The 6,598-nt window shown below is 68.3% G+C and carries 6 protein-coding genes; 5 read left to right on the top strand and 1 reads right to left on the bottom strand.

The genetic code is table 11. The annotated features are described in order from the left end of the window. Positions 1-126 precede the first annotated feature (126 nt). From ABT118_RS28775 to ABT118_RS28755, 5 genes are all read left to right on the top strand, one after another. The gene (locus tag ABT118_RS28775) at positions 127-3,534 is read left to right on the top strand and encodes a toxin glutamine deamidase domain-containing protein (protein ID WP_350675133.1); all 3,408 of its coding nucleotides are present in this window, start codon (positions 127-129) and stop codon (positions 3,532-3,534) included. An 8-nt stretch (positions 3,535-3,542) separates the two neighbouring features. Then, positions 3,543-3,830, top strand: coding sequence for a hypothetical protein (locus ABT118_RS28770; RefSeq protein WP_350675132.1), 288 nt, complete (start codon positions 3,543-3,545; stop codon positions 3,828-3,830). 26 nt (positions 3,831-3,856) lie between these two features. Continuing rightward, the gene (locus ABT118_RS28765) at positions 3,857-4,447 is read left to right on the top strand and encodes a pentapeptide repeat-containing protein (protein ID WP_350675131.1); all 591 of its coding nucleotides are present in this window, start codon (positions 3,857-3,859) and stop codon (positions 4,445-4,447) included. 151 nt (positions 4,448-4,598) lie between these two features. Next, a complete protein-coding gene (locus ABT118_RS28760) occupies positions 4,599-5,105 on the top strand; it encodes a hypothetical protein (RefSeq protein WP_350675129.1) in 507 nt (168 codons plus the stop codon). Between the two features lie 44 nt (positions 5,106-5,149). Next, positions 5,150-5,596: a hypothetical protein gene (locus tag ABT118_RS28755; protein WP_350675128.1), complete on the top strand. Its 447-nt coding sequence runs from the start codon at positions 5,150-5,152 to the stop codon at positions 5,594-5,596. 184 nt (positions 5,597-5,780) lie between these two features. Here ABT118_RS28755 and ABT118_RS28750 read toward each other — a convergent pair whose 3' ends face one another. Beyond that, positions 5,781-6,509, bottom strand: a complete 729-nt coding sequence (locus ABT118_RS28750) for an HAD family hydrolase (protein WP_350675126.1) — start codon at positions 6,507-6,509, stop codon at positions 5,781-5,783. Positions 6,510-6,598 lie beyond the last annotated feature (89 nt).

Here is a 6,598-nt window from a genome sequence, read left to right as displayed (position 1 = left end):
GTTTCGGCTGTGCAGGCGATGATCAGTGATTTGATCGCGCAGACGGTGAATCAGGGTTTCGGTGCGCAGGACGGGTTCGATCTGGGGCGGACGGGTAAGGCGGGGGGTGATTCGTTCAAGGATGCGGTGAAGAACTCGGGTCAGACGTTCACGGAGGCGTTGCGGGACGGGGTGGGTTCGAAGGCGGGTGGTCACGCGCGCGGTGGGTTGGACAGTGCGGCGGGGCATGGCAACAGCGGTTCGGACTCGCCGGGCAGCAGCGGCGGGAACGACTCCGCCAACACTCCTTCCGGCAACTCGCCCTCGAACACCGGCAACACCCCGTCCGCCAACACCCCCTCCAGCAACACACCCTCCGGCAGTACGCCTTCGGGCAGTACGCCGTCCGGCAGCACGCCGTCGGGTAGTACGCCTTCTGGGAGCAGCCCGTCGGGGCACAGTCCCTCGTCGAGTACGTCGCCGGACAGCGCCCCGAGCCGTGACACGTCCGGTTCGAACGAGACGCCGCGCTCGACGCAGCAGCCGACGCCCAACACCAGCGAGCCGCGCAGCAACGCGCCGCTGGACCCGTTCGGTACCCGGGTCGGTTCCGACGCCAACACCCCGTCTCCGGAGAGTCGTTCGGCCCCGGACTCGCAGCAGTCCTCCCGCACCCCCGACAGCGACACCGGCACCCGGCCCACCGGCACCACCCCGGACAGCGGCCCCTCGCGCACACCGGATGGCGACACCGGCACGCGTCCGAGCGGGCAGACGCCGGACAGCGGCCCGTCACGTACTCCGGATGGCGACACGGGTACGCGTTCGTCCCACACTGCTCCCGAGTCGGGGCCGTCGCGTACGCCGGATGGTGACACGGGCACCCGGCCCACCGGGCAGACGCCGGACAGCGGTCCCGCGCGTACGCCGGATGGCGATTCGGGTACGCGGCCGTCCCACACTGCTCCGGAGTCGGGTCCGACTCGTGCGCCTGACGGTGACTCCGGTGCGCGTCCCAACCCGTCCTCCCCGGACGGTCCGTCGCGGACGCCCGACCACGACCCCGGCACCCGTCCGACGCCAGCCGAGAGCACCCCGCCGCCGCGTGGCGACGACAACCGCCCCGCCTACGGCCCGGTCCGCCCGACCGAACCGACACCCAGCCACACCCCCGCCCAGGCCGACATCCCCGCACCCCGGCACGAGAGCACCCCCGCCCAGACCCGCCCCGACGCCGCCCCCCAACCGGACCGCCCCACCCCGGCAGCGGCAGCACCGGACACGGCGCGGACCCCCGACCACACCCCCACCCCCGCCCCCGAGCCCGCCACCACACGCCCCGACCCGCGAACCGCCTTCGCCGACCCGGCCGGCACCACCACCCCAACCGGCGAAGGCAGTTCACCCAACCGCCCGGCCGGACTCAGCACCGCAGGCCTCGGCGCCACCGCCACCGCACCGGCACCCTCCAGCCCGGACCACCGCCCCACCCCTCAGCCGACCCCGGACACCACCCCCGGCACCCCCGGCCAGCCCGGCGCAACTCCCGGCGGCGTACCGGGCGGCGTACCGCACACGGGCGCGCCGACAGCCGCCAACCCCGGCACCCCGGGAACCAGCCGGCCCACCGCACCCACCACCCCGGCAGCGGGCCCGACCGTCCAGCCCCAGCGCCGCCCCGACCACGACGGGCCCACGCTCACCGCCCGCCCCGCCGCCGACCGAGGCCCCGCGGGCAACCGCCCCGACCCCCGCACCGCCTACGCCAACCCCACACCCCGCCCCGACATCCCCTCCCGCCTCGACCCGAACGCGTCGAACACCCCCCGCCCCACAACACCCCGCCCCGACACCACCCGCCCCGACCTCGGCTCCCGCCTGGACCCCAACGGCACCAACACACCGCGCCCGGACACCACCCGTCCCAACCTCGGCTCCCGCCTGGACCCCAACGGCGCGAACAGCAAGCCCGACGCGACCCGTCCGGACGGCACCCGTCCCGACCTCGGTTCGCGGCTGGACCCGAACGGCACCAACAACCCCCGCCCCGACACCGCCCGCCCGGACGGCACCACCCCCGACATCGGCTCGCGCCTGGACCCGGACGGCACCAACAACGCGCACCCCGACACCGCCCGCCCGGACAGCAACACCCCCGACATCGCCTCCCGCCTCGACCCCGACGGCCCGGACACCACCCACCCCGAGGCCAAGCCGGAGTCCCGCCGGCCTGCCGTCTCCGACCGTCCGCTCGACAGCCCGGGTGGCTACGTCGACCCCACTGATCACCACCAGAAGCGGGTTGACGACGAGTTCCCCCGGAACCCGGACGGCACGCACCAGCGGCATCCGGACCCGAACGAGGGCAACTGGGTCGCCGCAGTCAACGGCGACGACCCCAACGCCCCTGGGCGCAACAACAACTGCCCCGACACCGCACTTGCCATTGTCGACAACCTCAGCGGCAACCCCACCCCCGCTGCCGCGCGCACCCCCGACTACGACGCCGACGGAAACCCGTCCGACCGCGCCGACCGCAACGGCCGGGACCGGATCGAGAACACCCTCGGTGCCAAGTTCGATGACATGGGTGACGGCCCCGAGGCGTTCCGCCGCATCGAGGACACGCTCCGTCAGAACGGCCACGGCTCCCAGGCCGTCATCATCACCACCGACAACGACGGCCGCTCCCACGCCTGGAACGCCGTCAACCACAACGGCACGATCACCTACATCGACGGCCAGACCGGCCAGCGCAGCGACCAGCCCCTCCACAACGGCGACAACGGCGTCTTCGCCATCCCCCTCGACCCCGACCGGAACCCCACGGCACCGACTCATCACGCCGACCCCGACCACAACCCCGCCAACGACCGGCGTGCCCCCGAAGAGCTGGCCGGTGCCGATCCGGACGATGGATCGGACAAGAGCGAGACCGACGAGGACGACGGGAAGACCGACGAGGAGAGGGCGGCCGAGGAGCAGAAAGCGGAAGAAGAAAGAAAGGCTCGCGAGGCCGAGGTCAACCGTCGTGTCGCCGAGTTGGAGAGCCAGGGTCATGCGCCCGGCCGACACGTCAAACCGGATGAGGCGGCGCTACAGCAGCGTCTGGGCTCCACACTCACCAATGCGGACGGTACGCCGAAGACATATACGTCGGCGTCCGCGAACGCCGGGCACGTGAAGTCGACGGACTGGATCGACCCCATGACCGGGACCACCCAGGACGGCGACCACGGTGGGCCCCACAAGTGCGGCCCGTACGCGACCAAGTACAACGATGCCGCTGACCTCGTCGCGGTTGATGACTACTGTCGCGACTACATCACGGCGAACGGTGCTCCGCCTACCGGCCCGATTCCGATCGAGGATGTACTCGGAGCCGAGGGACACGAGAAGTTCGTCGGCTTCTACAAGGATCCGCAAGATCCGAGCAAGTATCTGCCCGTAGACTTCGAGGGTGGGACGATCACTGTCGTGTACCTTGACGACGGCAGCGGTGGATACGACCTGCTCACGTCCTATGCCAATCCGGCGCCAGGAAAGCATCCGTAAGGGGTGGGATGGAAATTTTCAACGGTTTCGCCAAGACCTATTTGAACTCCGAGATGGCTTTCGGCTATCTCCCCAGAGTGAGGTCGACGATTGCTTCTTCTGCCCCCGAATGGGGGGAGTCGATTCGCCGGGAGTTTGCGCAAGTCATTTCGGAGCGGCCGCTTTCCGTGGCACAGTACTGCGACATGACCTGGGTCGAGTTTGAAAGTGATGATGCTCTGTACGAGTACCTTGGGAAGGTCTTCGAATATCTCTTCGTCGGAGGCGATCAGGTCCCGCTGCCGCCCGACGAGTGAGAGCCTCTGAACTGCCGGCTGATCAGGTGGCAGCGCAAGCGATTGCGGAATGGGCGAAATCCGACCGCACGGCGGCATTGAGTGCGCCGGGAGCGGACCTGCGTGGTGCGGACTTCCGAGGAGCGGATTTCTCCGAGTCCTACCTTGCCGGTGCGACGATGTCCCGTGTCGGACTGGCGAACACAGAGTTCTACCGGGCCGAGCTGGAAGGTGCTGATCTGGAAGGCGCGGACCTGACGGATGCCGGCTTGGTGAAGGCCAATCTGGATGATGCCCGCCTGCGATCGGCCCGACTGGACCGGGCGGATCTGGTTGGCGCATCTCTGTACGGAGTGGATGCGACCGGGGCGAGTTTCCGCGATGCCCGGATTCTCGGTGCCTCGCTGCTCGGTACGGATCTCCGAGGAGCGGACCTCTCCGGGGCGGTGCTGCAGAAGAACTCGTTCAAGGTGCACGTGGATGAGAACACCGTGGTCCGTGGGCTGTCGGGATCAGTCTTCGGGCCGGTGACTCTCTGGAGCGGAGCGGAGTCGTCCGAGCTGGGCGGTGCCGCGCTCGAGGCGTGGATCGGCGAGCGTGGCGGCCAGGTAACGGTTCTTCAGCCCAAGCCGCGGTAGCGACGGACCGGGTCCGGGCCCTCGGGCTGTCGGCGGCCTCTCCCGGAGGTGCACCAGCGATGTCGTTGGCGTTGGACGAGGCGTCCTGAGGGATGAATGTACCGACGCTGTTGTTCAGAGGGTTGGAATCGTGACTGATATGAGTCCAGCTGTGAACATGCTGGATCGACTGTCGTCGATCGCCTGGAACGATGCTGTGACGGCCGAGAAGTGCGCCAATTCTCGATCGGCGCTCATGGCGGAATATTTGCGGAGAATGGCTCTTTGGGCTTCGGCCTATGAGATTGGCCGGCCTTGGCCTTTCATCGACCTGGTGGAGCACATTGATCCGTCGGTCCGGATCGGCAAGGATGTGCTGGACCGGATCGATGACCTGATCGAAGACCGTGCGATCGGCCCGAAGGTGGCACGCGTCTGCAGGAATGCAGTCAGGTGGGCAGAGCTTCGAGGTGCAGACACTGCGGCGCTGCCGGATATCGCTGATCCCTTCGAGCCGATCATTGTTCTCCTTGAGCGTGGTGGGCAGTTCTTCACCGAAGGCGGCATCGCTCTGCTCGGCTTTGGCGGAGTCCCTCTTGCAGGGGTGGCGGAGAATATTTCGCGCGGCCCGCTGGAGCGACTTGACTCGGATTGCCTCGACGAATTGGATGCAAGCTGACCATGATCATGGGTATCAGGTTCGCTCGCCGGTAACCTGCGTGTGTGGTTGAGACCTGGGATGAAGCGCAGCTGATCGCGGACGGCTTCGAGCGTATGTACGTCGAGCTGGAGTGGTACGACGGACCTCGCGTCGGGCTCACTGCCATCGACGGGAAACCCCACTACTTCGACGGCTACGGCCAGTACTTCGGTGACGAGGCCGACGAGTACCGAGTCTGGCCCGCGCGCGCGGCTGTCGTGGAGTGGGAACGCGAGCAGTGGGCGCTCTACGTCAGCTGGAACGAGCGCCATGGGGTGGGGACGGCTCAACCGGAGCACCCGGGTCATAGCGGGATCGACGCCCGCTATGACGAACTGGACGCGTTGCTGGCGCCGCACCGTCAGGTACCGGACGATGCTGCTCGGCTTATGGGCGAGCTTCGGCATTGCGGCACTGGCCACCAAGCCGAAGGGACAGGCTACTGGTTCCGGTGGCGTCCGAGGACGTGAAGTCGCCGTTGATCATTAGGACCTGTGCGGACAACCAGTGATCATGCAGCAGCCTCAGGCGACAGCGTAGGGCCGGCAACAGGCGTCCTGGGCGGCACACCGCCTCCGGCGAAGGGCCCTGTCGTCGGCCGGATGCTGAGGCGGTGTCAGAACTCGTGCAGGCCCAGACCCACGATCGAGGGCGTCACACGGCACGTTCTGGTGCGCGGAAGGGTTGAGGATCCGCAGCACGCGATGCCCATGTGGCGTCCCGGTTTCCACCGGGCAGATGCGCGCCGAATACGGAGGTGTCGAGATCCTTGAGGGACTCCAGTACCAGCGTGGCAATCGCAAAGCGGGGATCGTAGCGATCAGCGGCCTCGGGAACGGCGATGACCGTCATCTGGGCTGACGCGCCGGCGAGGACGCCGTTGAGCGAGTCCTCGAGCACGATGCATTCGTCGGGTGACGCGCCGAGGGCGGCGGCTGCGCGGAGATAGGCGCCCGGGTGGGGCTTGCCGTGTTCGTCGTCCTCGGCCGAGAACACGGCGTCGAAAGACTCGTCCAGGCCGGTGCTCGCGAGTGCATGCCGAATCACCGACTCCGGCGAGGACGACACGACAGCCATCGCCCTCGATGCGCGGGCGCAGGCCGCGACGGCGTGTTCGGCGCCGGGTTTCAGTGCCACTCCCGCCAGCCTGCGGCACACGGCGGCCACGATCTGCTGCTCGACCTCGGCGGGGTCGGCTTGAAGGGTGGCCCGATCGAACCAGTAGGTCACCATGTCCCGTTGCCGCAGCCCGCGGGTCGCCGCCTGCATCTCCGTGGTGAGGTGCAGGCCGAGCGGACCGAACACTTCACGCTTTGCCGCGTCCCAGATCGGCTCTGAGTCGATCAGCAGGCCGTCCAGGTCGAACAGGACGATCGGTTGCATCGGTTGGCTCTTTCGTTGGCGATCACGCGAGGACGATGACGATACCCATCAGCCACCGGTCGGCCGGCCGCTTCCACGCATCCCGGAAC

It is taken from the genome of Kitasatospora sp. NPDC002040 (assembly GCF_040296785.1).
Taxonomy (GTDB): domain Bacteria; phylum Actinomycetota; class Actinomycetes; order Streptomycetales; family Streptomycetaceae; genus Kitasatospora.
The sequence above is the reverse complement of the archived record's forward strand: the minus strand, read 5'-3'. Positions and strand labels throughout refer to the sequence as shown.